Origin of the sequence: Cohnella massiliensis, from assembly GCF_900169535.1 — a bacterium.
GTDB classification, from domain to species: Bacteria; Bacillota; Bacilli; order Paenibacillales; family Paenibacillaceae; genus Cohnella; species Cohnella algarum.
On sequence record NZ_LT821259.1, the window covers coordinates 1,778,700 to 1,803,244 of the forward strand.

24 protein-coding genes are annotated in these 24,545 nt (G+C 58.0%); 21 read left to right on the forward strand and 3 right to left on the reverse strand.

Annotated elements, in window-relative coordinates; genetic code table 11:
* The first annotated feature begins 5 nt into the window (after nt 1-5).
* The 7 genes from B7E11_RS22090 to B7E11_RS22120 all read left to right on the forward strand — a co-directional run bounded on the left by B7E11_RS22090 (nt 6) and on the right by B7E11_RS22120 (nt 7,086).
* A complete protein-coding gene (locus B7E11_RS22090) occupies nt 6-920 on the forward strand; it encodes a carbohydrate ABC transporter permease (RefSeq protein ID WP_080838921.1) in 915 nt (304 codons plus the stop codon).
* A gap of 6 nt (nt 921-926) precedes the next feature.
* On the forward strand, nt 927-1,766 hold the full coding sequence (locus tag B7E11_RS22095) for a carbohydrate ABC transporter permease (RefSeq protein WP_080838923.1): 840 nt from the start codon (nt 927-929) through the stop codon (nt 1,764-1,766).
* 145 nt (nt 1,767-1,911) lie between these two features.
* On the forward strand, nt 1,912-3,264 hold the full coding sequence (locus B7E11_RS22100) for an ABC transporter substrate-binding protein (RefSeq protein ID WP_080838925.1): 1,353 nt from the start codon (nt 1,912-1,914) through the stop codon (nt 3,262-3,264).
* 107 nt (nt 3,265-3,371) lie between these two features.
* Complete coding sequence (locus B7E11_RS22105) at nt 3,372-5,024, forward strand: MGH1-like glycoside hydrolase domain-containing protein (protein ID WP_080838927.1); 1,653 nt, start codon at nt 3,372-3,374, stop codon at nt 5,022-5,024.
* A 24-nt stretch (nt 5,025-5,048) separates the two neighbouring features.
* Entirely contained in the window at nt 5,049-5,942 is an 894-nt protein-coding gene (locus tag B7E11_RS22110) for a glycoside hydrolase family 43 protein (RefSeq protein ID WP_080838929.1), read from the forward strand.
* Between the two features lie 248 nt (nt 5,943-6,190).
* Nucleotides 6,191-6,778 carry a P-loop nucleotide/nucleoside kinase family protein gene (locus B7E11_RS22115; protein ID WP_080840936.1) on the forward strand — a complete coding sequence of 196 codons (588 nt, stop codon included), beginning with the start codon at nt 6,191-6,193 and terminating at the stop codon, nt 6,776-6,778.
* A 47-nt stretch (nt 6,779-6,825) separates the two neighbouring features.
* Complete coding sequence (locus B7E11_RS22120) at nt 6,826-7,086, forward strand: hypothetical protein (RefSeq protein WP_080838931.1); 261 nt, start codon at nt 6,826-6,828, stop codon at nt 7,084-7,086.
* 26 nt (nt 7,087-7,112) lie between these two features.
* Here the strand turns inward: B7E11_RS22120 and B7E11_RS22125 are convergent, their stop codons facing one another.
* Genes B7E11_RS22125 through B7E11_RS22135 form a run of 3 tightly spaced genes read right to left on the reverse strand, consistent with a single transcriptional unit; the run spans nt 7,113 to nt 9,919 of the window.
* Nucleotides 7,113-8,213, reverse strand: coding sequence for a GerAB/ArcD/ProY family transporter (locus B7E11_RS22125; RefSeq protein ID WP_080838933.1), 1,101 nt, complete (start codon nt 8,211-8,213; stop codon nt 7,113-7,115).
* A 33-nt stretch (nt 8,214-8,246) separates the two neighbouring features.
* Nucleotides 8,247-9,371: a Ger(x)C family spore germination protein gene (locus tag B7E11_RS22130; RefSeq protein ID WP_176220854.1), complete on the reverse strand. Its 1,125-nt coding sequence runs from the start codon at nt 9,369-9,371 to the stop codon at nt 8,247-8,249.
* A gap of 32 nt (nt 9,372-9,403) precedes the next feature.
* On the reverse strand, nt 9,404-9,919 hold the full coding sequence (locus tag B7E11_RS22135; RefSeq protein WP_245809790.1) for a spore germination protein: 516 nt from the start codon (nt 9,917-9,919) through the stop codon (nt 9,404-9,406).
* A gap of 239 nt (nt 9,920-10,158) precedes the next feature.
* Here B7E11_RS22135 and B7E11_RS22140 point away from each other — a divergent pair, with 239 nt between their 5' ends.
* The 14 genes from B7E11_RS22140 (at nt 10,159) to B7E11_RS30430 (ending at nt 24,538) form a co-directional block, all read left to right on the forward strand.
* A complete protein-coding gene (locus B7E11_RS22140; RefSeq protein ID WP_080838939.1) occupies nt 10,159-10,935 on the forward strand; it encodes an ABC transporter ATP-binding protein in 777 nt (258 codons plus the stop codon).
* Nucleotides 10,936-10,940: 5 nt separating this feature from the next.
* Nucleotides 10,941-11,777 carry an ABC transporter permease gene (locus B7E11_RS22145; RefSeq protein WP_080838941.1) on the forward strand — a complete coding sequence of 279 codons (837 nt, stop codon included), beginning with the start codon at nt 10,941-10,943 and terminating at the stop codon, nt 11,775-11,777.
* Between the two features lie 22 nt (nt 11,778-11,799).
* Nucleotides 11,800-12,936: an ABC transporter substrate-binding protein gene (locus tag B7E11_RS22150; RefSeq protein ID WP_080838943.1), complete on the forward strand. Its 1,137-nt coding sequence runs from the start codon at nt 11,800-11,802 to the stop codon at nt 12,934-12,936.
* A 40-nt stretch (nt 12,937-12,976) separates the two neighbouring features.
* Nucleotides 12,977-14,050 carry an LLM class flavin-dependent oxidoreductase gene (locus B7E11_RS22155; protein ID WP_080838945.1) on the forward strand — a complete coding sequence of 358 codons (1,074 nt, stop codon included), beginning with the start codon at nt 12,977-12,979 and terminating at the stop codon, nt 14,048-14,050.
* 74 nt (nt 14,051-14,124) lie between these two features.
* Nucleotides 14,125-14,775: a cysteine hydrolase family protein gene (locus B7E11_RS22160; RefSeq protein WP_213084150.1), complete on the forward strand. Its 651-nt coding sequence runs from the start codon at nt 14,125-14,127 to the stop codon at nt 14,773-14,775.
* On the forward strand, nt 14,762-16,081 hold the full coding sequence (locus tag B7E11_RS22165; protein ID WP_080838949.1) for a zinc-binding metallopeptidase family protein: 1,320 nt from the start codon (nt 14,762-14,764) through the stop codon (nt 16,079-16,081). Before B7E11_RS22160 ends, B7E11_RS22165 begins: the two co-directional genes overlap by 14 nt.
* A gap of 127 nt (nt 16,082-16,208) precedes the next feature.
* Complete coding sequence (locus B7E11_RS22170; RefSeq protein WP_080838951.1) at nt 16,209-17,312, forward strand: TetR/AcrR family transcriptional regulator; 1,104 nt, start codon at nt 16,209-16,211, stop codon at nt 17,310-17,312.
* A 322-nt stretch (nt 17,313-17,634) separates the two neighbouring features.
* Nucleotides 17,635-18,183, forward strand: a complete 549-nt coding sequence (locus tag B7E11_RS29735; RefSeq protein WP_176220855.1) for an ABC transporter ATP-binding protein — start codon at nt 17,635-17,637, stop codon at nt 18,181-18,183.
* Nucleotides 18,138-19,490 carry an ABC transporter ATP-binding protein gene (locus tag B7E11_RS22180; RefSeq protein WP_176220856.1) on the forward strand — a complete coding sequence of 451 codons (1,353 nt, stop codon included), beginning with the start codon at nt 18,138-18,140 and terminating at the stop codon, nt 19,488-19,490. The genes B7E11_RS29735 and B7E11_RS22180 overlap by 46 nt, the downstream gene beginning before the upstream one ends.
* A complete protein-coding gene (locus B7E11_RS22185; RefSeq protein ID WP_080838958.1) occupies nt 19,471-20,787 on the forward strand; it encodes an ABC transporter substrate-binding protein in 1,317 nt (438 codons plus the stop codon). Before B7E11_RS22180 ends, B7E11_RS22185 begins: the two co-directional genes overlap by 20 nt.
* 158 nt (nt 20,788-20,945) lie before the next feature.
* Nucleotides 20,946-22,292: an ISLre2 family transposase gene (locus B7E11_RS22190; protein WP_080838960.1), complete on the forward strand. Its 1,347-nt coding sequence runs from the start codon at nt 20,946-20,948 to the stop codon at nt 22,290-22,292.
* Nucleotides 22,293-22,516: 224 nt separating this feature from the next.
* Entirely contained in the window at nt 22,517-23,113 is a 597-nt protein-coding gene (locus B7E11_RS22195; protein ID WP_080838962.1) for an AAA family ATPase, read from the forward strand.
* A 112-nt stretch (nt 23,114-23,225) separates the two neighbouring features.
* Nucleotides 23,226-23,954 carry a nucleoside phosphorylase gene (locus B7E11_RS22200; RefSeq protein WP_080838965.1) on the forward strand — a complete coding sequence of 243 codons (729 nt, stop codon included), beginning with the start codon at nt 23,226-23,228 and terminating at the stop codon, nt 23,952-23,954.
* Nucleotides 23,955-23,983: 29 nt separating this feature from the next.
* Nucleotides 23,984-24,538 carry a hypothetical protein gene (locus B7E11_RS30430; protein WP_245809791.1) on the forward strand — a complete coding sequence of 185 codons (555 nt, stop codon included), beginning with the start codon at nt 23,984-23,986 and terminating at the stop codon, nt 24,536-24,538.
* The last annotated feature ends 7 nt before the right edge of the window (nt 24,539-24,545 follow it).

A 24,545-nucleotide genomic window follows, 5' to 3' on the forward strand; every position in this document is an offset into this window, starting at 1 on the left:
TTGCGATGCGAAAAAAACGCCGGTCGTTGTCCGGCGAACACAATCTGACGGCCTACACGTTTTTGCTGCCGTGGCTGATCGGTTTTTTCTGCCTGACGCTGGGTCCGATGCTTGGATCGCTTTACTTTTCGATGACCAAGTACAACCTGCTCAGCCCGCCGCAATGGATCGGATTTTCCAACTACGTCGAAATCTTCAGCGAAGACCAAACGTTTAAAAATTCCTTGTTCCTGACGTTCAAGTACGTGTTTCTGTCCGTTCCGCTCCGCCTCGCGTTCGCGCTCGCGGTGGCGATGCTGCTGAACAAGGGCATTCGCGCGCTCGGGATCTACCGGACGGTTTATTATATTCCGTCGCTGCTCGGGGGAAGCGTCGCGATCGCGATCGTCTGGAGACAGATTTTCGACGGTAACGGACTCGTCAACAAATTCCTCGGCTTTTTCGGCATCGAGGGGCCGTCGTGGATTTCCCATCCCGATTACATCGTTTATACAATCGTTACGCTGTCGATCTGGCAATTCGGCTCGGCGATGGTCATCTTTCTCGCCGGCCTGAAGCAAATTCCGGCCGATCTGTACGAAGCCTCGCAGGTGGACGGGGCGGGGAAAGTCCGCCAGTTTTTCAAAATCACGCTTCCGATGCTTTCGCCGGTCCTGTTTTTCAACCTGGTCATGAGCATCATCAACTCGTTCCAGGCGTTCACGCCGGCTTACGTCATCGGCGACGGGCGGGGCGGACCGCTCGATGCGACGATGTTTTATACGCTGTATCTTTACCTGAAAGGGTTCTCGTTCTTCGATATGGGCTATGCGTCCGCGCTCGCATGGATCATGCTGATCATCGTCGGCCTTTTCACGGCCGTCGTGTTCGCGACCTCGAAGTATTGGGTCTTTTACGGCGACAGCAAGGATGGGAGGTAACCAGGCATGCACACAAAACGAGCGACGACCGCGGCCGTCAAACATACGTTCATTATTTTGCTCGGCATACTCATGCTGTATCCGGTGCTTTGGCTTGTCAGCAGCTCGTTCAAGCCGAATCAGCTCATTTTTTCCGAGCCGGGACTTTGGCCGTCGGCTTTTACGCTGGACAATTACGCGAACGGATGGAAGGGCCTGCAGGGCATTTCGTTCGGCCGGTTTTTCACGAATTCGTGGATCATCTCGATCATGAGCGTGCTCGGAAACGTCATCACCTGCTCGCTCGCGGCGTTCGCGTTCGCCCGCCTTCATTTCAAGTTCCGGAAAATATGGTTCGCGCTTATGCTGGTCACGATCATGCTGCCGTACCACGTTACTCTTATTCCGCAGTACATCATTTACGACCAGTTGCAATGGATCAATACCTATTATCCGCTGATTTTGCCGAAATGGCTGGCGCACGACTCGTTTTTCATCCTGATGATGGTGCAGTTCATCCGCGGCATCCCGCGGGAACTGGACGAAAGCGCGACGATCGACGGCTGCGGCATGTGGCAAATCTACTTCCGGATCGTGCTGCCGCTGCTCGTCCCGGCATTGATTTCGGCCGCGATTTTTACCTTCATCTGGTCGTGGGACGACTTTTTCAGCCAGATGATCTACCTCAGCAAGATCGATCTGTTTACGGTGCAGCTTGGCATCCGGTCGCTGTTCGATCCGTCGGGCCAATCCGACTGGGGCGCGCTGCTGGCGATGTCCACGCTGTCGCTCGTGCCGATTACGCTGATCTTCCTGATTTTCCAGCGCTATTTCCTCGACGGAATCGCGACGACGGGCTTGAAATAAACCGGCATCGTCCGGGGAAGATGGAATCCGAAAAAAATATAAGCGAACACCCGAAGGAATGAAATTTCACTTTCGTACGCCTTATCGTAGGATAAGGGTTGTAAGCGGCTTCACTTCATGATATTTTTCTGGGGGGAGATGCAACATGAAAAACAAATGGTTCATTTTTTTGCTGACCGCCATGATGGCCGTCGTCACGGCCTGCTCGGGAGGCACGGGAAGCGGCGGTTCGGGCGGCGCTGCCGGTTCGGATAACGCGGGCGGGGAAAGCTCGCCTGCCGGCTCGTCCGGCAGCGGCGAACAGGTCGAGCTTCGCGTCATGTGGTGGGGGGATCAGAAGCGCGCGGACATTACGAACGAGGCGCTCAAGCTCTTTCAGGAAAAATATCCGACCATCAAAGTGACCGGAGAGTTCGCGCCGTCGACCGGCTATTTCGACAAGCTGAACACGCAGCTGGCATCCGGCACGGCACCCGACGTTTTTTTCCTAGGCGGCAACGTCTCCGATTATGCCATCAAGGACGTGCTGCTTGACCTTGGACCTTATGTCGGCAATGAACTGGACCTGTCGGACATGGATCAATCGATGATCGAGTACGGGACGCTCGGCGGCAAGCTTGTCCATATTTCCGCCGGAGCGAACGCCCGCGGGGTCGTCGTCAACAAGACGATGTTCGAAAAAGCCGGCGTCGAGCTGCCGCAGGATGGCTGGAACTGGGACGATTTCGCGCGCATCAGCAAGGAAATTTCCGACAAGCTGGGCAAAGGGTATTACGGGTCTTATAACTATGCGGTCGACGGCCTGGACATCGGGCTGAAGCAAAACGGGAAGCAGCTGTACGACATGGAAAAAGGCACGCTCGGATTCGAGGAGGCGGATGCGCTCAAATGGTTTCAATATTGGGACGAAACGTCCAAAGCGGGCGGGATCGTTCCGGCGGAAACCCAGGTGTCGAACCCCCCGGGCGACACGAGCAAGTCTCTGATCGTGACGGGCAAGGCGGCGATGAGCCTCATTCCTTCCAACCAGCTGGCCGCACACCAAAATTTGACGCAGGACGAACTGGTCATGGTCCAATTGCCTCGCGGCCCGAAAGGAACGGGGGTCGTGTTCGAATCGAGCCAAGGGCTGTCGGGCTACGTGAACACGAAGCATCCGAAGGAAGTGGCGACGTTCATCGACTTTTTCATCAACGATCCGGAAGTCGCGTTAATTCTCGGAAACGACCGCGGGGTGCCGGTTACGTCCAAAAACCGCGAGCTGCTCGAGGGGAAAGCGAGCGACGTGGACAAAATCGTATACGACTACACGAGCCGCGTGTCGGAAGCGGCGAAAACGGAGCCGTTCGCCGTCAGCTACAACCCTCCGGGCTTCTCCGAATATTCGAAGCTGGCGGAATCGACGCTCTATGAAATCGGCTTCGGACGCAAAAGCGTGGAAGACGCGGTGAAAGATTTTTACAACGGCACGGTCAAAATTTTCAACAACAATCAGTAGGCCGGCACGCGTAGCCCGGCTCGCGAAAACAGGCTGCCCCGCGGCAGTCTGTTTTACGCTTCGCGCCATGCGCCAAACGCAATTTTTATCGAAAGAGGGGCGACAGGATGAACAACGAAGTGCTTTTGGAGAAGCTGCGGAAATGGACGGTCGATGAAAAGGCGGGTCCGCCGAAAAAACCTTCGGATGAGAAGGTTCTCCGGCAATGGCGCGAATCCGGCGTCAAATTCGTCGCCTCCTCGGGCAAGCTGGAAGGCGTGTACGCCTCGGCGCTTCGCGCCTTGCTCGACTGCATCGTGCCGACCGGCGGCGAAGAGCCGATCCTGCACGAGGGCGGCATTTATCTCGGCTGCTGGCTGGAGAGCACCGGAACGATCAATGCGGAGCTGCTGTCCCGGTTCGTTCCTTCCGTAACGGAATCGACCTACCGGTCGTTCGCCGTTCATCAGCGGGAGGACGGCATGCTGCCTTACAAGGTGACCGAGCACGGGCCGGCGTACCGGCAAATCCAGCTGGTGACGCCGCTCGCGCGGAGCGTCTGGAACCATTACGCCCTCCACGGCCGGGACAAATCGTTTCTGAAGCCGATGTACGAAGCGATGGTTCGCTACGATGCCTGGCTTGCCGCTTGCCGGGATACTCGCGGCACGGGCTGCGTCGAAGCGTTCAGCGCGTTCGACACCGGACACGATCTGTCGCCGCGCTTCTGGCACGCGCCGGATACGCCGCATTTGAACGACGCGACGAAGTGCGATCCCGATTCGCCGATTTTGCCCTTTCTGGCGCCGGACTTGACGGCTAACGTCTATTGCCAGCGGCTCTATTTGGCGCGAATGGCGGAAGAACTGGGGCAGTCCGGAGACGGGTGGAGGAAGAAGGCCGAATCGAGCCTCGCCAGCCTGTTCCGTTACTGCTTCGACGAAGAGGACCGTTTTTTTTACGATCGGGATCGCAACGACGAATTCGTCCGGGTTCAATCCGACGTTCTGCTGCGGGTGCTCGCGTGCGAAGTCGGCGAGCGGGCGTTTTTCGACGACATGCTGCGCCGCTATTTGCTCAACACGAGCAAATTTTTCGCCAAATACCCGTTTACGTCGATCGCGATGGACGATCCTCGCTTCGACCCGAATTCCGGCTACAACACCTGGGCCGGAACGTCGAATTTTCTCAGCCTGATCCGGACCCCTCACGCGTTCGAGTTTCACGGCCGCCACGTGGAGCTGACCTGGGTCATGCAGCCGATTTTGTCCTCGTTCGCGAAGGCGACCCGGTTTGCGCAAACGGTCAGTCCGTGGACCGGCAACGAAGGCTTTACCGAGGCGTACTCGCCGTCGATTCTTTGCCTTCTGGATTATGTGGAGCGGCTGTGCGGCATTCTCCCGCGGCCGGACGGGGAAGTATGGTTTACGGGGCTTACGCCGTACGCGATGGATCATGGCGAGGACATTGCCGGCGAAACGGCGTACGGACGGAATATCGACGGCGTCGCCTACGAGCTGATCAACACGAGGGAAGGTTCGGAAATTTACCGGGCGGGCGAGCCGTACATGCGGTTTCCGAGCGGCATCCGGGTGATCGCGAACCGCGGCGGGGAATTGACCGGCATCGTCGGCATGAGCGTGCGGAAGGTGGAAGGGACGATCCGGGTAGGGGGACGGGAGCTTCCGTTTGCCGTCAACGGAAACGAGCGCCTCGACTTCGCGGCCGGTGCGTTCGAGCGCGCCTCCGACATCGGCATCGTATATCCGACTTACAAATAGCCCTATGCGGGGGAGGAAACCGGAATGAAGAAAAGCCGGGACGTGCAAATCCGGGACCCGTTCGTGGTCCCCGTGCCCGAAGAGGGAAAGTATTATTTGTTCGGCAGCACCGATGCGAATATTTGGGGGAAAGGAACGGGCTTCGACGCGTACCGGAGCGACGATTTGCAGCATTGGGAAGGACCGTTCCCGGTGTTTCGCCCGGACGAGGACTTCTTTTCGGACACGAATTTCTGGGCGCCCGAGGTGTACGCCTACGGCGGCCGTTACTATATGTTCGCTACGTTCCGGAGAAAGGATAACGGCCTGCTCGGGACGGCGGCGCTGTCTTCGGACAGGCTGCTCGGGCCGTTCGCGCTCAACAGCGACGGGCCGATTACGCCGGAGCCCTGGAGCTCGCTGGACGGCAGCCTGTTCGTCGACGAGGAGCATCGGCCGTGGATGGTATTCTGCCACGAATGGCAGCAGGTAACCGACGGCGAAGTGTGCGCGGTCCGGCTTGACAAGGACTTGAAGCGAGCGGTTTCGGAGCCTGTCGTCCTGTTTCGCGCCTCGGAAGCGCCGTGGACGACGCCGTACGTGTCGCCGCGGTTCCCGAACCGGGACAATTACGTGACGGACGGCCCTTATTTGTTCCGCGGCGCTTCCGGCGCGTTGTGCATGCTGTGGGCCGGCTTTATCGACAACACGTACGCTCTCGGCCTCGCAAGGTCCGAGTCGGGCCGGGTGACGGGGCCTTGGACGCACGAGGACGAACCGCTGTACCGGAACGACGGCGGTCACGGCATGGCGTTCCGCACGTTCGAGGGCAAGCTCGTCCTGACGCTCCATACGCCGAACAAGACGCCGGACGAGCGTCCGATTTTTATCGAAGTGCGGGAAGAGAACGGGAAAATGACGGTCGGGCGGCAGCTTTAAGAGGGCGCGATCTCCGTTAATTCGTCGGCGATTCCAGGGGCGGAGCCATAACGGTCGTCCGGGCGAAAGGGCGCGAAGCTGCCGCGGGAAAAATATGCTACAATGGCAGAAGACTCGGCCGCAGCTTGGCACGAAAGCGGTCGCGGACGGAGCAGAAGACGGACGGCAGACTCGGCCGAGACATGGACGGATCGGGCGAACGGCGGCCAAGTCGAAAGACGATTCAAGAAACGTTTTCGGAGGCGACTATGCGGAAACTGATCTTTTTTCTGGGCGGTGCGGGAGCCGGCAAGACGACGCTCGCCAAGGCGCTGGCCAAGCGGCATCCGGCCGCGGTGCTGGATATGGACTCGTTGTCGCGGCCCGCTTCGGAGGCGCTGATGAAGCTGGCGGGCCTCGATCCGAACGACCGGGATTCGCCCGAATACAAGGCGCTATGTCGGGATTTGGGCTATCGTCTGACGATGAATGCGGCGCTCGATAATCTGGAAATCGGAACGGACGCGATCGTGATCGGCCCGTTTACGAAAGAGGTCGAGGATCCGGCGTGGCTGGACCGGGAGCTTGCCCGGATCGGCGCTTCGACGCGGGACGTGGACGTCAAAGTCGTTTTCGTTTACTTGCGGTACGAAAACGATTACCGCCGCCGAATCGAGGGAAGGGACTCGGTTTTGGATCGTTGGAAGCTTGAAAACTGGGAAAAGTTCAAGACGTCGCTCGCAAAACGGGAGGTGAAATGGAGGCTGCCGGCAGGCTCGGTCGTTGAGTTCGACAATTCCGAGCCGTTGACGGATGACACCGTTTTGCGGCTTGCGGGCCTCGTATACGGAGAATAAAAGCTTGCGCTTAATCGGACGGAGAAAGGAGAAACCGCTTTCTCGTTTTGCTCGCTCCGGCTTTGCTGTGGGCGTATTTTCCCGCGTATTCGCATGACGAAGCGAAGGCGCTCGTTCGGGATCAGGTACAATCGGCGGGCGCTTCCGGAATCGCGGTGCTGGAATCGGACAAACGGACGTTCAGCCTGGCCAATTCCGGAAATCCGTTCGTGGCGAAAGGGTATTATTTTCTCGTCGACGAAAACGGGGAAAAAAGCGAATATGTCGTCAACCCGGTTGACGGCAGCGTGTTGGAGCTGAACGCTTGACCGCCGTTATTCCCCGATTCGGCCGCCTATGTCCCGGCATGACGTTTGCCGTCCGAAGGGCGGAAAAAGGACAGCAGAAACAGCAGCGTGGTGACCCCGCCTTCGAGGGCGAGGGCCACCCGCGGAAACCAGAACTCGAGGTAAGGTTCCATAAACCCGTGGCTGAACATGAACGGGAAAAACACGCACCCGACGAACAAAGGGGAAAACGCGTAAATCCATCCGGCATGCCTGCGGGTTCCGAACAGCTTGGCGCAGCCTTCGGCGATCGAATAATACAAAGTCGAGAACGTGATGAACGAACCCGATACGAAAATGAGCAGCGTCAGCACCTCGATCCTTTCGAAGATGATGAAGTGGGTAAGCCGAGTAAAAATGTAAATCGGATTTTCGACCCTTGTCGCCATATCAGGCCCCATAACGGAAATGCTGTACAGCAAATACAACGTCATGACGACCGCCCCGAGCACGACCGCGCGAACCTTCATTTTGAACGTTTTTTCGGGTTTGTTCAGATGAGGCATCAGCATGCCCATCATAATGCAAATGCCGAACCAGCTTCCCGGATATACGGCTCCTCTGAGAGCGGGTCCCGCACCGTATTCGAACTGCGGCAACAGGTTTTTCAACTGAAGCAAGGGAATCGAGCTTGCGAACAGAACGAGGGAAGAGGCCAGAATAACGAACCCGATCAACTGGCTGATTCGGGCGATCGTCTCGATGCCCTTGAAGGCGGCCCATCCCGAACATAACGTCAACGTGAGCGAGAAGACGACGAGCGGAGTGTTCGGCAGCAGCGTATTAGACAAAAATTCGCTGTAGATCCAAATGGCCGTAATGCTGACTCCGGTGAAAAAAAGAATAAACAGCAAGCCGACCGTTTTTCCGATCGGTCCCAGGATGGAGACCGTATATTCGATCATCGACTCCCCGGGATATTTCATTCCCAGCCGGTAAAGCAAGAACGCGACATAAACGTCGATCAGCGTGCCGATGGCCATCGAAAGCCAAAGGTCCTGGCCGACCTTGTCCGCGAGCTGGCTCGGGACCGAAAAGAAAGTCAGGGAGGTGATGGAAACGAAGATGATAAAGAAAAACTGATAACCGTTAATTTTTTTTGGATTCATCCTCTTTTGTCCTCTTCCGCCTGCTATTGCCCGCTATTTGAGCAAGCCGGCTCTTTCGATCCGAAAAGAAACCTCGATTTCCGCTTCGACCGACTCCAGTTGTTCGTTCCATTGCGGCTTCAGCGTTCTCCATTTGCCCGGGTGGCGCCTATGGATCACCTCGCCGAATCCGAAAATATCGCTTTTGTACGTCTTGAACGTCTTGTCGACCGTTTTTTCGATCGCTTCCGTCAGCTGCTCGTCGAGCAGCTTTTTTAGCTTTCCCCTGTCTTTGGCCAGGTTTATCGGCATCGTCGACGTTTTGAGCTCCGCCGCCCCCTTCAGCCGAATTTTGAAAAGGATCCGATCCTCCCGAAAGACCGGGAAGACGCGAACCCGGATGGAGCTCATCGCCATGCTGGCCGCTTCTCCATCGGCGACGATCAGGAACCTGCCCTTGGAGGAGGTGCCCGCCAGCCAGTTGACGATCTGGCTTTCGTCTTCGGTGAGCCAGCCGACCATCCGGTCGTTCCGAAATACCGCGGCGTCGCCGATTTCCATCAACCCTTTCTTGCTCGGATTCGGGGCGGGCCCGATGCCGGCCGAGACGGCCTGGAAGCCGACCTGGTTCAGACGCGGCAAAAACTGGTACATTTGCATGGCGACATTTTGCGGCCTCCCCCATTTTCCGCGCAGGAACGCTTTCCACTCTTCGGCCGGCACGGCCTTCAACTCCGACGCGTTTTCAAGCATCTGCTTGGCGGGAAGCCTGGAGACGAGGGTCCAGCTGTTGAAGTTCTGATTTTCCTCTCTCCAGAAAAAATCCAAATAATCGTCCAACCCGCGGCGGGCGAGCGTCTCCCCGATGAGCACGACTTGGGTTTGCGGGAAAAACAGGCTTTTTTTCGCAGCCAGCTGAATCAGCTCGACCGCGTCCTGGATCGTCTTGCCATTCGCAGAGTAAATGGCGAACGGCCTGCGCTGTTGATTGCCGCCGCCCGCCGCGATCGGCAGCGTCGGATTCATCAATTGGACGGTTACCGCAATGTTGCCGTTTTCCGCCGGGTCGAGTCCGATTGCCGAAACGACGGTGATCTGGTCGGGATCGATTTCGCTCCAGCAGCCGCCAAGCGGCAAAAGGAGGAGCAAGCAGAGCACGGCTTTTGCGAAGAAAGACATGCCGGACATCTCCTTTCGCGGAGGATTGCGCGTTATTTTCCCCCTTTTTTTGCCTGCGACCACGGGATGCGGAAAATCGTTTTTTCCAGCGCTCTTCCGGTCCCCGGGGCAAACGGCTTCAAATAGGGTACGCCGATCGACGACAGCGCCGACAGGTGAATGGCCATCAGAAACAATCCGATCATGATGCCGTACAACCCCAGCAAGGACGCGAGGAACAGCATGCCGAACCGTAAAATCCGGATCGCGCCCGATAACGAAACGGACGGAATCGTAAACGAGGCGATGGCGGTTCCGGCGACGACGATGACGGCCGGCGAAGAGATGATCCCCGCCTGAACGGCCGATTCCCCGATAACGAGCGCGCCGACGATGCTGATCGCCGAGCCGATCGAACGGGGCATGCGGATGCTCGCCTCGCGCAGCCCCTCGAAAATGACCTCCATCACCAGCGCTTCCATCAACACGGGGAAGGGAACGCCGTCGCGGGCCGACAAAATGCTGCTGAGCAGCTGCGGCGGCACGATCTCGGGGTGATAAACGATCAAAACCGTTGAAATGTAATTTATATGTTATGAAAACGCACATATTTGGCCTTATAATCCTTGGGTGATTGTTGTTATGTCTGAAAATTTCGATATTATGAAAAATATATGTAATATTTATTGACTCACAATGTCGGCGGTGGTAAATTGGATACAGATTTAACTGAATGATAAAAATAAATAACTAAATTTTTAAATCGGATGATTAAAGTCGAAAATTGCTCGAAAGGCGGTGGTTTCCGTTGTCGTACATAACGGCGGACCGAATTTCCAAACGGTATGTTAGGCGCGGACAAACGACGGAGGCGCTGCGCGATGTCGCGCTGAGCCTGGAGGAAGGCACGTTCGTCAGTCTGATCGGGCCGAGCGGATGCGGCAAATCGACGCTGCTGCGAATGATCGGCGGCCTGGAAACGGCGGACGAGGGACGGCTTTCGGTCGGAGGGCTGACGCCGAAGCAAGCGCAATCCGACAAGCGGTTCGGATTCGTTCCGCAATCGCCGGCGCTGTTTCCGTGGCGGACGGTCATCGAAAACATGCGCCTGCCGTTCGAAGTGAACCGGAAGAAAGGAGGCGGGGCGTCCTACGACGAACGGGAAGCGGCGGAGTGGCTCGCCTCCGTCGGCCTCGGCGATTTTCTGACGGCTTATCCGCGGGAATTGTCGGGGGGAATGCAGCAGCGAGTCGGCATCGTCAGGGCGTTCGCTTCCGGCGCGCCGATTTTGCTCATGGACGAACCGTTTTCGGCGCTGGATGAAATTACGCGGGAAATGATCCGCCATCAACTGATGGACATTTGGGAGCAGCATAAGAAGACGGTCGTCTTCGTCACCCACAGCATTCCGGAAGCCGTCTTCCTGTCGGATCGAGTCGTCGTCATGACGAGCCGGCCGGGCCGGATTACCGAAATCGTCGATATTCGGCTGCCGAGGCCGCGCACGCAGGAGCTGGAAGAATCGGACGCGTTTTTCGATTATGTCCGGCAAATCAAACATTTGCTCAAGGAGAGGTGGGCATAAGCAAAATGGCGATCAGAACGAGCGTGTTCGGCAGAGCTCAATCGTCGTCGAGCCGAGAGGGAACGTTAGCGAAAACGCGGCTGAATCCGTTAATCAAGGATTGGTGGGCCCGCAGCAGACTGCCCCTTGTCGCCTTTGTCGGGTTTTTCGTCTTATGGGAAAGCTTCGTCCGCTTATTCGGGGTCGACCCGCTTACGCTTCCGGCCCCGTCGGCTGTGTTCCGCGCCTTGTTTTCCGAATTCGGCTTTTACGTTGATCATGCGATGGTCACCTTGTACGAAGCGGTCGCCGGTTTTTCGCTCGGAGCGGGGGTCGCCTTGCTGTTCGGCGTCGTATTGGCCCATTCTCCGGCGCTTGAGCGAATGCTGCTGCCGCTGGCGGTGCTGGCCAGCGTGACGCCGGTCGTGGCGATCGCGCCGCTGCTGATCATCTGGTTCGGCTTCGGGGCGCTGCCGAAGGTGCTGATCGCGGCGATTATCACGTTTTTCCCGATGCTGGTCAATTCCATAACCGGGTTCAGGGCGGTCGATCCGAACCGTTACGACTATATGCGTTCCCTGTGCGCCGGCAAGCGGGAAATCTTTTTCAAGCTTCGTTTGCCGGGCAGTCTTCCTTATTTGTTCTCCGCGGCCAAAACCTGCATCAGCCTCAGCGTCATCGGAGCGGTCGTGGCGGAATGGAGCGGCTCCAGCGAAGGCTTGGGCAACGTCGTCATGATGTTCGGCAATTACATGCAGACGGTCAAGGTGTTCGCGGCGATCATGATGCTTGCGGCGATGGGCATTCTGCTGACGGCGATCGTCGGCGCCATCGAGAAAAAAGTGCTGGCGTGGAGCCGGTAAAAGAGGACGGGAGTCGATAAATATGCTGATGAAAGCAAAGAAAAAACTTGCGTATAGGTCCGTCTTGACGATGGCGGCCATTCTGCTGCTCGCTTCCTGCGGAAACGGGAATACGGCCGCGTCGCCGTCCGCTTCGGCCGCCGCGTCGCCTCCGGCCAGCGCTTCTCCCGCCGGAACGGCCGGTTCCGGCATCGACTGGGAGGCCCGCAAGGCCGAAAATCAAAAGGCGGGCAAAATTACGTATACGACCGGCTATTTTTATGCGGCTTCGTCGCCGGACGTGCAAGCCGTCGTCGCCCGGGATCTAGGGTATTTCGAGGAGCTTGGGCTTGACGTGGACGTTCAGCCGGGACTCGATTCGGAAGGGATGAAATATCTCGCGGCGGGGCAGGCGCAAATCTCGAGCGCGGGCAATCCGAGTCTTGTCATCCAGTCGGTCGCGAGCGGAGCGGGAATCAAGGGCGTCGCCACCTTCGGCTCCGTCGGCGTCAATGCGATTATGGTGATGGAGGATTCGGACATTCAAAGCCCGAAGGACCTGGCGGGCAAGACGCTGGGGTACAAGGGGGCGATTCCTCCCTGGGTCGTCACGATGCTGGCGGCGGACGGACTCGACGTAACGGATATCAAAGCCGTATCCGTCGGCTACGACCCGAGGATTTTGGCTGGAAACGATCTGGACGCATTAACCGTATTTAAAACGAACGAGCCATATATTATGGAGAAGGAAGGCTACAAAACGCGGCTGATCGATCCGGGCGACTTCGGCGGCGAGACGTCGTTCGGCGTCGTGGCGGTGAACTCCGAATTCGCAGAAGCGCATCCGACGGCCGTCGAGGATTTCCTAAGAGCGCTGTCCAAAGCGCACGAATGGGTGCTGGAAAATCCGGACGAGGCGATCGAGAGGATGGCGTCGCATTCCGAAACCGGCTATGACGTTGCGGCGGAAACGAACCGGTGGACGGTCGAAAGCAGCCTGATCGCGGACCATCTACCCGCCGGGCAGGGCGTCGCCGTGCAGACCGACGAGCAGTGGCAGCGGGAAATCGACATGCTCGTCCAGGCGAAGGTGATCCCGAAGGCATTGCCGCTGGAACAAGTGATGGACAATGCGTACATCGATTCGATTTACGCGGACGGCGAGCTGATCTGGCCCTAAACGTCGCGGCAAACAGACTTTATTCATGGAGTGATGAACAATGAGCGGCATCGACTACAATCAAATCGATTTTGGCGTGTTTCTTCCGATTTCGAACGGCGGCTGGATCATCTCGGACACGACGCCCAAGGTGGAAGGAAGCTATGAGCAAAACCGCAATGCGGCCGTGCTCGCGGAAGAAATCGGTCTCGACTTCATTATGTCGATGGCCAAATGGCGCGGCTACGGCGGGCGGACGAACCATTGGGGAACTTCGCTCGAATCGATGACGATGATGGCGGGACTGGCCGAGGCGACGAAGCGGGTCAAAGTGTACGCGACGGTGCATACGCTGCTGTTCCATCCCGCCGTCGCCGCCAAAATGTTCGCCACCCTCGACCAGATCAGCAACGGACGGGTCGGCATGAACGTGGTGTCGGGGTCGTTTTCCAAGGAATTTTCGCAGATGGGCATGTGGCCGGAACACCTCGATCACGACGCGCGTTACGATCTCGCGCGCGAATGGATGCAGGTCGTCAAGCGGCTGTGGAGCGAAGAGCGCGTCGATCATCAAGGGACGTTCTATCAACTGACCGATTGCATGTCGAATCCGAAGCCGGTGCAGAAGCCGAGGCCTTCGATCATTTGCGCGGGCCAATCGGAAAAGGGGATGGGCTTTACGATCGAGGAAGGGGACGCCTGCTTCATCGGCGGCAAGGACGTCGAAGAGCTGGCCCAGGTAAGCAAGCGCGCGAAGGAAATGGCGCGGGAGCGGGACAAGCCGATCAAAACGTACGCGATGTTCGGCATTTATCCCGGCGAAACCGACGCGGAAGCGGAAGCGCGGATGAAGCGGTACGAGGCAGGCGTCGACCGCGAGGCTATCGTCGGGCTGCTCGAAAGCTATGGCATGGCGGTCGACGGCAAGGAGACGTCGATTGCGGCGAGAGCCCGCACGGCGTTCATGTCGGAGCCGATTTCCGGTTCGGCGGCGACGATCGTCGCCAAAATCCGGACGATTATCGAAACGGCCGAGCTGGACGGCATGATGCTGACGTTCCCCGATTACGATGCGGATATGCGGTTTTTCGGCGAACGGGTGCTGCCGGAGCTGCGGGCGAACAGGGGAAGCTGACGCCGCGCCGGGCGGCTTGCGGCACATAAGGCAATAAAGGGAAGTCTGTGACATATTCGGAGGAGGAATCTTGCGTGAGCGAGAAGACGGTCGTGCCGCTGCGGGAGACGGCGCTTGTTCTGATCGACGTCCAGCGCGACTTCTGCTCGCCGGACGGCAAAATGGCCGCCTGGGGGGCGGACCTGTCCGCAATCGATGCCGCCGCGGACCGGATCGAGCGGCTCGCGGCGGCCGCCCGCGGAGCCGGGATGCCGGTCGTGTTCGTCGCGCTCGTCACCTCGCCCGACACCGATTCTCCGGCGATGCTCGAATGGTACGGGCGGCAGGGCATCGACGCCTCCGCCGCGGCGGTATGCCGAAGCGGGACGGAAGGGGCGGCCTATTACCGCATTTTTCCGGCTGCGGGCGATTTGCAGGTGACCAAACAGCGATACAGCGCTTTTGTCGGGACGAATTTGGAGCTTTTGCTCCGAAGCAAGGGGATCCGAAAGCTCGTCGCAGCCGGGTTTACGACCGAGTGCTGCGTGGAATCGACGGTCCGGGACGGGTTCATGCGGGATTACGAGACGTTCGTCGTCTCCGATGCCTGCGCCGCTTACGAGCGGGACCTGCACGACGCCTCGCTCAAGTCGATGGCGCTTAATTTCGCGACCGTCGTTTCGACGGAGCAAGCGCTCTGGAGCTGGGAGAACGAACAACGGGGAGGTATACATGATCATCGCTAAGTCGGGCAGCCGCGTTTCCGACGCCGAGATTCGCGAGGCTGCGGAGCGAATCCGGTCGGCGATCGATCGGCAGGAGCTGATCGATCTCATTTTGGAGCTCGGCAACATTCCGAGCCTCGCCGGTTACGAGAAAGCGGCCGGAGATTTCGTGTACGAGTGGATGCAAAAGGAGTCGTTCGCCCCGAAACGGGTCGGCATGGTGCCGGACCGGTTCAACGTTATCGGCCGCTGCGGCGGGGACGATCCGTTGAACGGGCGCAATCTGTTGTTTACGAGCCATCTGGATACGGAGGCTCCTCAATATAACGAATCGGATCGCTGGAAATATCGGCCCGGCTCGGCCGACAAGCCGGAATGGCTGCAGGCGAAGCTGGAAAACGGCGTTTTCTCGGGCAGGCCGGTCGAGAACGACCGGGGGCCGATGTCGTGCTTTTTGATCGGCGCCAAAGCGCTGAAGCGGGCGGGCCTTTCGATGGCGGGCACGCTGTATTTGACCGCTTGCCCGGCGGAGATCGGCCCGGAGCACGTGGAGGAGTTTCGGGGGCCGCAGTTTCTCGGGAAGGAAATCGGCGCCCAGTTCATGATGACGCACGGAGGGGTCGCTCCGGATTTCGCGGTCGCCGCCGAGGGAACGGACTTCGGCATCTCCTGGGTGTCGTCCGGACACGCGAATATGCGCATCGATCTTTACGGAGAAGACGTGTTCACGCCGCTGCTGGAGCATCCGGAGGAGCTGCGGCGGCATCCGAGCCCGCTCGTGAAGGTGGCTCCTTTCATCGAAGCGCTTCAGCGCTGGTGCGTCGACTTCGAGAAGCGGAACATCTACCGTTCTCCCGGCGGCACGGCCGTGCCCAAGGTGCAGATCGGCGCCATCCGCGGCGGGGATCCTCACCTGATGGGCGGCGGCAGCGAGGTATGCTCCGTTTACGTCGAATTGACGCTGACGCCCGTCCAGACGATCGCGGACGCCCAGCGGGAGCTGGAGCGGCTGTTGCGGTCGGAAGGCTTCGAAGGTCGCGTCGAGCCGATCGTGTTCCGGAAAGGCTTCGAAGCCGACGCGACCGAAGCGGCCGGACTGCACCGAGCGTTCAGCCGGGCGAGCTTCTCGGCCGGCAGAGGGGAAACGCCGATCGCCCATTCGATTTATTCCAGCATGTGGCGCGATCATAATGTTTTCAACATGTATGGAATCCCTGCGGTCACGTACGGACCGAAACGGTTCCGCCCGACGGTCGACGATATGGTTGACGCCGCCGTCGTGTACGGAACGACCGCCTGGCTCGTTTGCAACCGCTTGGTCGAGTAGAGCCCGCGTGCTTGCGGGCGTCTTTCTTTTTCAACCGGCAAAACGTAAAATGGGAACGAAACGAAACGCGCTGAATCCTTGAGGCAAGACCTCGGGAAACGGCAGTCGGGACGGAGGAGGCGGCCTGATGGCGGAAACGATAAGCGCGGAAGAGGCGAAAGCGACGGCGCAGGAGCGCATTTTGAACGCGGCCGAGGAGATATTCGTCCGGAACGGCTTCGCGGGAAGCCGGATGAGCGAAATCGCGATCAAGGCGGGAGTCAATCAGGCGTCGATCCACTATTATTTCGATTCGAAGGAAAAGCTTTACGAGGAAGTCGTCACCCGACTGTTCCGGCAATGGGAATCGTACGTCCGGGACATCGAGCTGACGGACGACGACCCCGAGAAGCTGCTTCGGAAATATATCAAGGAGCATTTCGAACTGAAGTGCAAACTCCCCAACCTGTACAAAATCTATCAGCGGGAAGCGATCGAAGGCGGGGATTTGTTTTCCAAATACGCGTCTGCCGACTGGACGACGGATACCGAGCGAAAATCCGGAATGCTGGCCGGCTGGAAACGGGCCGGCGTCCTTCACGAATACGTTAACGAGCGGGTGCTGCTTCATTTGATCTGGGGCATGATGAACCAGTTTTATTTCCGCGGCGTGGAAGATTTGCGGGAGGAGCTCGCTCTTGACGGCACGTATGAGGAACTGCAAGGACTGCTCGTCGATCAGATGATCAAGCTGACGCTGTACGGCGTGCTGCCGCGCGAGGAAACGAACCGCAGGGGTGTCGCGCTGAGCGAAACGGAGCGAATCGAAGGACGCGCGTTCGTGCTGATGCCGCCGGACGCTTGGGAGCGGGGAAGGGCGGAAATCGAGGAGCTGCTGGAAGGGCTCGGCGTAGGGCATGGCCTGGAGCTGAAAACGGTCGAGCGCGAAGACGAGCTGCTTGACGTATGCGAGCAGGCGTGCCCGCGGCTCATCGTCATCGTCGCGACAACGCGATTCGGCGAGATGTCGGCATCCGCGCAGCGGCTGCTCGCCGCGTTGGAAGCGCAGCCTTCATGGGTGGCCGATCGGCCGGTGGCGGTGTGGACCGTGCGAGACAAGCCGGCCGCCGAATCGCTGCAGCGCGCGCTCGAGGACGCCTTTAACCGGCTGGGCGCGTTCGCCGTCTCCCGCGTGCCGGGGCAGACGCCGCGCGAGTATGCGAGGCGGTGCGCGAAGCTGGCGAAGAGATAGGCGCCTTTGGTTATTTCGTTCATAGGGGTTAATCCATTAGGCTGTCCCGAAAGGTCGAAAAGGCTTGGGGGACAGCCTTCTTTGTCTGATTGCTCTCCATGCGAGAAAAACGGCAAATAACGGCGTCTCGGGGCCGTTAATTCGGCCGCCGGGCGGTTCTCGGCCTCGGTCGAACGAATTGTGAATTACGTTAAAGCCGGAAGCGAGCTCGCAGGCAGGTGGCCTCGTGCGAGCCAAAGGAATCGTGAATACGGAAGAACACGTAAAGACGCTGATCGCAAAGGGAGCATGGAAGCTCGCGGCTTAGCGGCTTTCAAGGAACATGTATAAGGGCGAAAACCGCAATCGGGTTTTTACGAATCTGCTCGCACGTTTGATTCCTTTTATTTGGAAGACGGACGGGACCGCATTTTCGCTTCTCCTGTCCGTTCGCATTCTGGAATCTCTGCTGCCGGCCGGTCAGATTCTGTTGACCCAGCAGCTTGTTGACGCCGTAGCCCGCCTGGTCGGGGGCGACGCGTCCCAACTGCGCCTTGCCGCGATGTGGTTGGGACTTCAAACGCTGGCGTTCGCGGTTCAACAATGGATCAAAGCCGTCAGCCAGGTTTGGCTGCTGAAGCTGAAGCAGAAAGTGCAGTACAAGGCCGATCTGTTGATTGCCGAAAAATGCCAAAAACTGCCCTTCATCTATTACGAAGATCCCTCGTACTACGATCGGCTTCAGCGGGTCTCTCAGGGGATGGCCGGCCGAGGTTTAAACATATTGGATCATCTGTTCCAATTGTTCCAAGGCTTTGTCACGATTTTCTCGCTCGTGTTTCTGCTGTGGTCGACCTTCACCCTCTTCTGGGCATCGGTATCGTCGTGCTGACCGTACCCGGTTTTCTCGTTCAGCTTCGCCTGGGCAAGCTCCGTTACCGCCAGTTGCTCGGGCAGACCGCAACGAACCGCAGAATGAACGATTTGATGAGATTGATTACGCGCAGAGAATCGGCCAAAGAAATGAAGCTTTTCGGCTTGTATGCCTATATGACGGAAAAGTGGAGCCGATACTTTTGGAAAAATGCCAATGAACAGAAGGAGCTCGAAAAATCAGGCTTGTTTTTCGTCATGTACGCCGAGCTTCTGTCCCATCTGGCCATCGTTTTTTCGGCGGGATATCTTGTTGTGTTGGCGAGTCAGGGAAAGCTGCTGCTGGGACAGTTCGTTGCGCTGACGCAGGCCGTCAACACGGCCAAAAACCAAGTTTCCATTGTGGCGGTTCATCTGGCCAATATTTATGAAAGCGCATTATTTGCTAACGAGCTTTTCGATTTTCTCGTTTTGCGAGAGGAAAGGACCGCCAAAGGCCAAAAAACGGAGCCGCTGCCGGAACATCAGGATTGGGCAGGGCTTACCGTCAGCGGAGTCAGCTTCCGCTATCCCGGCCGCGAAGACTGGATCTTGAAAGAGGTATCGTTGCGCATCGAGCCGGGGCAGCGAGTGGCGATCGTGGGACCCAACGGCGCAGGGAAAAGCACGTTGATCAAATGTTTGCTGGGCCTGTACGAACCCCAGGAAGGATGCGTGTACTGGAACGGTACGCCGATCTCGGAGATTCCGGGCTACACGGACAAAATCAGCGCCGTATTCCAGGATTTCGTGCATTTTCCGTTGACGGTCAGGGAGAATATCGGGTTCGGGCATATCGACGAAATGAACGATCGCTCGAAATTGGAAGCGGCGGCGGCGCAATCGGGAGCACTGACCGTCGTAGAAAAGCTGCCGTCGCGATTCGATACGGACCTGGCGCCGGAATACGAGGGAGGGCAGGAACTGTCGCAGGGGCAGTGGCAGAAGGTGGCGTTGGGCCGATCCTTTTTTAACACTTATGCCGAAATCGTCGTTTACGGCGAACCGACCTCGGCGCTGGATCCGTTGTCGGAAGCGGCCCTGTTCGAGCGATTTTCGATGCTTGCCGAAGGAAAAACCAGCCTGATGATCTCCCATCGGCTGGGAAGCTGCGTTCGCGCCGATCTGATTGTCGTCATGAAGGACGGGAAAATCGCGGAGCAAGGGACGCATGAAAGTCTAATGAAACAAAACGGGGATTATTCGCGAATGTTCAGCGCTCAATCGCGCGGGTATCGGCATTCCGGCTGGGAGGCGAAGCAGGAACATGACGAGAAAGCGCAATAGAAGCATGTTGCTCATCCTATGCCTCCTTCCGGCGCTAACCGGCTGCACCGGTTCCGGGAACGAGGCGACGTTTGACGGCGAGTGGAAAAAAGAGGCGACGCTGAAGGTCATGGTGTCTTCCGAGGACTTTTTTATGCGCGAATACGGCGAGCTTTTCCTTATTCAACATCCCAATATGACGATCGAATTCGTGCCGTACGAGGGCCGCGATATCGTCCAGACCGTAGCGGAACAGGAGCAGGACGTGATGGCGCTTCTTCCCGCCGATTTCAATCTGCTCTATGAAAAAGGCGCGCTATACGACCTGCACAACCTGATTACGGATGACCGTTTCGATCTGGATCGGATGCATCCCGGGATCGTCGAGGCGCTCAAGCAGCAAGGCGGCGGCCGACTGTACGGACTTCCTCCGTTCTATTTGAATTTGGCAATCTACTATAACAAAAAGGTGTTCGACCGCTACAGTATCCCCTACCCGACGGACAATATGACATGGGAGGAACTGTTCCAGCTGGCGAGCCGGTTCGCAGGGCTTGGCGAAGACATTTTCGGGCTGTACTCTTCCTTGGATGCCGGATTTTTGACGAGCCTGATGGCGTCAAGTCACGACGTTCAGCTTTTTAATCCGACGACGCTAACCGTAACCGCCGTTACGCCTTCCGTAAGCAAACTGGCAGGCATGCTTGTCGACGCTTATCGAACCGGGGCGCTGGCCCCGCCGGCTTCCGCGAATGAGGAAGATCCGTTTATACAAGGAAAAAGCGCGATGGCGATCGATTATTCCTATTATATCAACAATGTGATCCGGCCGGCGGAGATGAAGCAGGGTTCGGATTTCAAGCCGGACTGGGACATCGTCACTCCGCCGTCGGACGCGAGGAACCGGGAATCTTCTTCCTTTACGTATTATTCGGAGATTTACACCGTAAACGCGAAGTCGCCCTATCCGCAGGCCGCGTGGCAGTTGGTCAAGTTCGTCAACAGCGACGAAATGGCGAGGCTCAGATCCAGAACGGTGCCGTATATGCTGCCGACGCGAACCCAATACATTTGGAACGTTGACGGCAAGCATGTCGAGGCTTTGTACAGCCAACGTCCCAATTTGAACGAGCTCGGCAAGGACTTCAGCCGCGTCCCGAAGGGATTCGCGAGCCAGCTTGACAGCATTGTGAACCAAGAGATCGCGAAGGTGCGCGCGGGCACCCAAACGTTGGAGGAAGCGCTGAAATCGGTGCAAGAAAGGGGACAACAGCAGCTGGACGAGGAGATTGCGGCCGAAAAAGGCGGAACGGAATAATCGGAATGGGTGAGATCAAGCGTCCTTCATGAGGTCCGGCCCGGGATAGTGTAAAATCTCTGTGGGTGTAGGAATTGGAAAAAGCGGATATAGAAAAAGAGCTTCTCCCTTGGTAAAGTGATGTTTGCGCACAACACACCAAGAAGGAGGAAGCTCCTGTGAGCCACTTTACCACAACAATGCCGACGATGAAAGAGATTGAGCAATGGATTTTCCGGAAAATGCAGGAGGAATTCGCTCGTGCGATGAAGCAGGTACTGGAGGCGCTGGATCAGCAGATCCTGGAGCAACGGGACCGAGAGCGTTATCGAGTAAAGGACGAGCGTGAAACAAGCGTCAACACAGTGTTCGGGAATGTGCGCTTTAAGCGGAGATTGTACTGTGACCGTAGAAGCGGCAAACACGTGTATCTGCTGGATCAGCTGTTGCAATTCGAAGGGCGCGGGAAAGTCAGTCCGCATTTGGAAGAGACAGCAATCGCATTCGCAAGCCAAGGACCGTCGTACCGGGACAGCGCAAAGAGGCTGGAGCAGCTTTTGGGCTACAATGTGCTGAGCCACCAAGCGATCAGGGAAAAACTGATGGAGCGTGCGCAACAGCCGATGCCAGCGGTGAAACGGCGCGCTGCCCGCGTGCTGTTCGTGGAAGTGGATGGGCTGTACACGAAGCTGCAGCGGAGCAAAAAGCGCGGGATGGAGAACGCAATTGCAGTCGTACACGAAGGCTGGGAGAAGAACGGCAAGCGGGTACAGCTGAAGAACAAACAGCATTACCTGCATACGAGCGGCGGCGACTTCTGGGAAGGGTTCGGGGACTTTCTGGTGGAGCGTTACGAAATCGACGAGAACACGTGGCTTGTGGTGAACGGAGACGGCGCGGCGTGGATTGGTGAATGTACATCCTACTTTCACCAATGTCTGTACATGCTGGACCGCTTTCAAGTGGCGCGCGATTTGAAACGCTTTGATGGTCATTTGCCGCAGGTGTGGGAGACCGTGAGACGGTCTTTGGCCAAACAGGATGCAGCCGCGCTTATGGCGGTCCCGGAAAGCGTGGCGGAGCAAGAGATAGCGGAAGAGAACCGGAAGGATTGGAAGCCGTATAAAAGATTTCTAAAGCGGCATGAGAAGCATTTGGACGACTACCGAAAAACACTCCAGGCGAAGGGGATCGACACAAGCGGTATGCGCCCGATGGGAAGCGCGGAATCGCAGATGCGTATATTCGCCAAGCGGACGAAGCGTGGCGGGTACAGTTGGGGTGAGCGAGGCGTCAGGGCGATGCTGAGGACGATGATGAGGATTCAAGAAGCGGGCACGGTGGTAAGAACGGTTGAAGGACAAGCGAGTAAGCAGGCAACGCCGCAGCAGTCGATAAACATGCGGCAATTGCTCAAGAACGTGACGCAACCGGTCAAGGGTTGTATCGCTGGAATGATTCGCATGCTGCAAGGACCGAAGCAAAGCAGCACAACGGGTATGGCACTCAAAGCACTTCGCGGATAACGGCAAAAAATTCTGACAAATCACTTGTGTTTGATGAAAGAACGAAGCAAAGCGCTTACAAGGAAGAGGTTCCTTCGGGGTTCGCGTTCCAGGCATCTTAAATGACTGCCCACGCTAGCTTGACACTGACCCGGCCCGGATTCGGGCAACCCGCGTTCCGAAAGTATGATACAATAGACGGCATAGGAAAAGGCCGGAAATTATGGCGCGGGGAGGCATCATGGATGATTGTCTGGATCAACGGCGCTTTCGGTTCGGGGAAAACCCAGACGGCGCACGAGCTGCAGCGAAGAATGCCGGGCAGCTATCTGTACGATCCGGAAAATGTCGGGTATTTTTTGCGCAAAAACATGCCGCGATCGCTGCAAACGGACGATTTTCAGGACGATCCGCTATGGCGGGAATTCAATTATAAAATGCTGTCTTCCATCGCCGTCCGTCATTCCGGCGCCGTTATCGTGCCGATGACGATCGTCAATCGGACTTATTTCGAGGAAATCGTCGGCCGCCTCCGAACGGACGGTGAGACGGTTCAACATTTCGCGCTTTGCGCTTCGCGGGAAACGCTGCTCAAACGGCTCCGAAGCCGGGGGGAAGGCGGCCGTTCGTGGGCGGCGCGCCAAATCGACCGGTGCGCGGAAGGGCTCGCCCACGAAGCGTTTCGATGCCATCTGGACACCGAAGGGCGTACGATCGAGCAGGTCGCGGAGCGGATCGCGGGGATGGCCGGACTCGAGCTGGCGCCGGATACGAGGCACAGATGGAAAAAAAGGCTGGACCGGCTCGGAACGCAAATCCGGCACATCCGGTTTTTTCAGTGATGCGAAAGGAGCGCGATAAGCTTGAACGAAGCGGGGCAAACCTGGTAATCTCGTCAATAGGGAAAGCGCATTGTAACGAATTTATAATCGCAAAAGGAGTTTGGACAACCAGATGAAGCTGCCTATTTTGCAAGTCGATCCGGCGGATTTGCCGGCCTATGCGATCGTATGCGGAGATCCGTTCCGCGCGGAAGCGATCTCCCGCAAGCTGACCGACGCCGTAGAGCTTGCTTTCGCAAGGGAATACCGGACGTTCGTCGGGGAATTCGAAGGCGTCCGCATCGCCGTAACGAGCCACGGCGTCGGCGCGGCGGGCGCGGCGGTCTGCTTCGAGGAGCTGATCCAGGCCGGCGTCCGGACGCTCATCCGGGTCGGAACCGCGGGCACCCTGACGGCGGATTATCCGGCGGGGAGCCTGATCGTCAGCACGGCGGCCGTCCGCGAGGAAGGCTTGACGAGACAGTTGGTTCCGCTGGCGTACCCGGCCGTCGCGGACGGCACGATTGCCGACCTTTTGCACGAAAAGGCCGTCCAACGGGGCGGACCGGTCGGCAAAGGGATTACGGTGACGGTCGACGCGTTTTACTCCGGCGTGGAGGAGCTGCCGCTCGAGAAATACAAACGGGCGGGCGCGCTTGCGGTCGAAATGGAAATTTCCGCGCTGTACGTCGTAGCCTCCTTGCGCGGAGCGCGCGCGGGAGCGATCGTCGCGCTGGACGGGGATGCGACGAAGACGGACGACGGCTACGATCCGCATAAGGATCTCGTTCGCGAGGCGGTCAATCGGGAAATCGACGTCGCCCTTGCTACCATCGCCGAAATCGCGCGCCGGGAACATTAAACCCAGGGAGGACGGGAGCGGGGATGCCCATGCCAGTGGAAGCGCCGCTTAACGAGCGAATCGTTCGGGAAATCGAACGGTCGGAAATCGCCTTCGCGACCGACCGGATGACGGCCATCAAAGAACGGCCCGGCAATCCGGAAGGCGTGGAGATCGCCCGGATCGGAGGGGCGGTCTGCCTGTACAGCCGAACGATGCCATGGCCTTCTTTCAATACGGTAAAAGGGCTCCGCGACGAGGATGCGGCGAGGCTGGACGAGATCGCGGCTTTTTATCGCGAGCGGGACCGGAACGTTCAGTTTGAAATCGTTCCCGGATTGATCGGCCCGGACTTGCTCAAGGCGCTTGCCGGGCGCGGACTTTATCCGTCGGGATTTCATGCTTCGATGTATGGGCTCGGAACCGGTTTGGTCGCTGCGGCCGGGGATTTCGAAGCCGATTCCCGGAATGGTTTCGGTACCGGGGCCATGGATTCCGCGGCCGATCCGCTGCTTATCGTCGAACTCGGTCAGACGACTTCGAAACGTATGCGACGATCCATTGCCGGGCGTTCGGGCTTCCGGACAACGGCATCCCGCATGTAGCCGCCAA

Excerpts from the sequence above, each read along its gene's own strand:
- B7E11_RS22090 (WP_080838921.1), top strand. The coding sequence starts at position 6 with ATGCGAAAAAAACGCCGGTCGTTGTCCGGCGAACACAATCTGACGGCC.
- B7E11_RS22095 (WP_080838923.1), top strand. The coding sequence starts at position 927 with ATGCACACAAAACGAGCGACGACCGCGGCCGTCAAACATACGTTCATT.
- B7E11_RS22100 (WP_080838925.1), top strand. The coding sequence starts at position 1,912 with ATGAAAAACAAATGGTTCATTTTTTTGCTGACCGCCATGATGGCCGTC.
- B7E11_RS22105 (WP_080838927.1), top strand. The coding sequence starts at position 3,372 with ATGAACAACGAAGTGCTTTTGGAGAAGCTGCGGAAATGGACGGTCGAT.
- B7E11_RS22110 (WP_080838929.1), top strand. The coding sequence starts at position 5,049 with ATGAAGAAAAGCCGGGACGTGCAAATCCGGGACCCGTTCGTGGTCCCC.
- B7E11_RS22115 (WP_080840936.1), top strand. The coding sequence starts at position 6,191 with ATGCGGAAACTGATCTTTTTTCTGGGCGGTGCGGGAGCCGGCAAGACG.
- B7E11_RS22125 (WP_080838933.1), bottom strand. The coding sequence starts at position 8,213 with ATGAATCCAAAAAAAATTAACGGTTATCAGTTTTTCTTTATCATCTTC.
- B7E11_RS22130 (WP_176220854.1), bottom strand. The coding sequence starts at position 9,371 with ATGTCTTTCTTCGCAAAAGCCGTGCTCTGCTTGCTCCTCCTTTTGCCG.
- B7E11_RS22145 (WP_080838941.1), top strand. The coding sequence starts at position 10,941 with ATGGCGATCAGAACGAGCGTGTTCGGCAGAGCTCAATCGTCGTCGAGC.
- B7E11_RS22150 (WP_080838943.1), top strand. The coding sequence starts at position 11,800 with ATGCTGATGAAAGCAAAGAAAAAACTTGCGTATAGGTCCGTCTTGACG.
- B7E11_RS22155 (WP_080838945.1), top strand. The coding sequence starts at position 12,977 with ATGAGCGGCATCGACTACAATCAAATCGATTTTGGCGTGTTTCTTCCG.
- B7E11_RS22165 (WP_080838949.1), top strand. The coding sequence starts at position 14,762 with ATGATCATCGCTAAGTCGGGCAGCCGCGTTTCCGACGCCGAGATTCGC.
- B7E11_RS22170 (WP_080838951.1), top strand. The coding sequence starts at position 16,209 with ATGGCGGAAACGATAAGCGCGGAAGAGGCGAAAGCGACGGCGCAGGAG.
- B7E11_RS29735 (WP_176220855.1), top strand. The coding sequence starts at position 17,635 with ATGTATAAGGGCGAAAACCGCAATCGGGTTTTTACGAATCTGCTCGCA.
- B7E11_RS22185 (WP_080838958.1), top strand. The coding sequence starts at position 19,471 with ATGACGAGAAAGCGCAATAGAAGCATGTTGCTCATCCTATGCCTCCTT.
- B7E11_RS22195 (WP_080838962.1), top strand. The coding sequence starts at position 22,517 with ATGATTGTCTGGATCAACGGCGCTTTCGGTTCGGGGAAAACCCAGACG.
- B7E11_RS22200 (WP_080838965.1), top strand. The coding sequence starts at position 23,226 with ATGAAGCTGCCTATTTTGCAAGTCGATCCGGCGGATTTGCCGGCCTAT.
- B7E11_RS30430 (WP_245809791.1), top strand. The coding sequence starts at position 23,984 with ATGCCAGTGGAAGCGCCGCTTAACGAGCGAATCGTTCGGGAAATCGAA.